Genomic DNA, 1,900 nt, shown 5'->3' with positions numbered 1-1,900 from the left:
CTCTCTTTTCTGTCATGGCTTAGATTGCGAAGCAATCATATAGTTTTTTATACCAATAAAAAGAATCTTTTTTAGAACGATTAAGAGTTCCGCTTCCTTCATCATCTTGATCCACATAGATAAAACCATAACGCTTAGACATTTCCGAAGTAGGCGCACTGATTAAATCAATGCAACCCCAAGGTGTGTACCCCATTAAGTCTACACCTTCTTCAATGGCTATTTCCATTTGTTTAATATGCTCACGTAAATAATTGATTCGATACTGGTCATGAATGCTGCCATCTTCTTCAACAACATCTTCTGCACCTAGTCCATTTTCTACAATGAACAGAGGAATTTGATAACGGTCATATAATTTATGCAGGGTTGTACGTAACCCTACTGGATCAATAGGCCAACCCCATTCACTCGCCTCTAAATGTGGATTTGGTTGTGACCCCATGATATTTTCACCTGTTGATTCATCACTAGGAGTTCGTCCAACAACTCCTGACATATAGTAACTAAAGGACATAAAGTCTACAGTACCTTCTTTAAGAATTTTTGCATCTTCTGGGTCCATTTCAATAGTTATGTCTTTGTCTGCAAAAACTTTATCCATGTACGTTGGATAGTAGCCACGAATTTGAACATCTGAATAAAATAAATTGTTTTGATCTGACTTTACACTCAATAAAACATCCTCTGGGTGACTTGAATCTGGACAAGCTTCAAATCGAGCCAGCATACAGCCAATCTGTGCCTATTCACTGGTAGGCTTAAGTTCTTTAATTAAATTTCTAATTGTACTTTCCGAAAGATTCATAATATGACATATTGCTTTCAGACTTACTGGAACTTTCTTTTCTTCTAAGAGATTAACTAGTATTTTCTCTCTCATTAGATTTGCTCCTTTAGGTTTCCAACTAATTATTATTGTTCCTGTACACAGTATAAGCTTAAATGGATTCTTTTAAAAGATTAATTTTTACTAAATGATTTGTTAAAAATAACATGATTAGAAGAAATTAGAAACATCTTGCACTATTATTTATCGAGAAATATAGTGCAAGATGTTCATAGAAATAGAACATAATCATTTTATTTTGTCTGTTTCCATGATAAAGTTATATGGACACAAGAATATATTCGATATTAAAATTAGGAGCGATAAAAATGGATATAAAACTTACTGAGAAAGCAACAAAATGGTTTGAAGATAAATTCCCATTAAATGAAGGTGAAGCGGTTCGTTTTTTTGGAAAAACTTATGGAAAAACTGAAGTTCATGATGGGTTCTCACTAGGTGTACAAGTTGATAATCCAGAGAATCATGACAATATCTTATCAAGTACCGAAGTTAACGGTCGTAAATATTTTACAACACGTGAAGATGAATGGTTCTTTAATGGTTATGATCTAGAAGTAGATATAGATGAAGAGCTAAATGAACCTAAATATCATTTTGAAGGCCATGACGAAGATAATAATGAATGATTAAACTGGTTATTTAATGCAAACTTGAATTTTCTTAAATTAAAAACAATCATTATATAGATAATTTTAAAAGCAGGTTTGATTATTGGAACCTGCTTTTTTAAATTAAAGAGTAAGATAAGCTATAAATCATTATGGATCTAGAAAAAAAGGACACCTCTGTATTAAGAGATATCCAAAGATAAAAAATATGTATTGTATTACTATTAATATTTGATTTACACCTTTGAAGCCCTTGATGAATGAGCCTCTAAAGGTGTATTTTTCGTTCATAAAGGAAAGACTCAAAAACCTTTTACAGCCTTAAAATAGTAAAAAAGGCACAAAAAAACTCCGCAAGCAGGACTCGAACCTGCGACAGCGTGATTAACAGTCACGTGCTCTACCGACTGAGCTATTGCGGAATAATAAATCGATATTC

2 protein-coding genes, 1 tRNA gene and 1 pseudogene are annotated in these 1,900 nt (G+C 32.7%); 1 reads left to right on the top strand and 3 read right to left on the bottom strand.

Annotation, left to right across the window (positions count from 1 at the left end):
- Nucleotides 1-19: 19 nt before the first annotated feature.
- Together BUB96_RS10085 and BUB96_RS10725 are read right to left on the bottom strand one after the other, a co-directional pair.
- Nucleotides 20-745, bottom strand: a pseudogene (locus BUB96_RS10085) (family 1 glycosylhydrolase); the annotation flags it as partial.
- Nucleotides 746-883, bottom strand: a complete 138-nt coding sequence (locus tag BUB96_RS10725; RefSeq protein WP_084137144.1) for a helix-turn-helix domain-containing protein — start codon at nt 881-883, stop codon at nt 746-748.
- Between the two features lie 275 nt (nt 884-1,158).
- Here BUB96_RS10725 and BUB96_RS10075 point away from each other — a divergent pair, with 275 nt between their 5' ends.
- Nucleotides 1,159-1,479 (top strand): HesB/YadR/YfhF family protein, encoded by a 321-nt coding sequence (locus tag BUB96_RS10075; protein ID WP_073298690.1) that lies wholly within the window; start codon nt 1,159-1,161, stop codon nt 1,477-1,479.
- A gap of 331 nt (nt 1,480-1,810) precedes the next feature.
- Here the strand turns inward: BUB96_RS10075 and BUB96_RS10070 are convergent.
- A tRNA-Asn gene (locus tag BUB96_RS10070) sits at nt 1,811-1,883 on the bottom strand.
- Between the last annotated feature and the right edge of the window lie 17 nt (nt 1,884-1,900).

It is taken from the genome of Atopostipes suicloacalis DSM 15692 (assembly GCF_900129085.1).
Lineage (GTDB): Bacteria > Bacillota > Bacilli > Lactobacillales > Carnobacteriaceae_A > Atopostipes > Atopostipes suicloacalis.
This window is presented reverse-complemented; position numbering and strand designations above follow the sequence as displayed.

Excerpts from the sequence above, each read along its gene's own strand:
- BUB96_RS10725 (WP_084137144.1), bottom strand. The coding sequence starts at position 883 with ATGAGAGAGAAAATACTAGTTAATCTCTTAGAAGAAAAGAAAGTTCCA.
- BUB96_RS10075 (WP_073298690.1), top strand. The coding sequence starts at position 1,159 with ATGGATATAAAACTTACTGAGAAAGCAACAAAATGGTTTGAAGATAAA.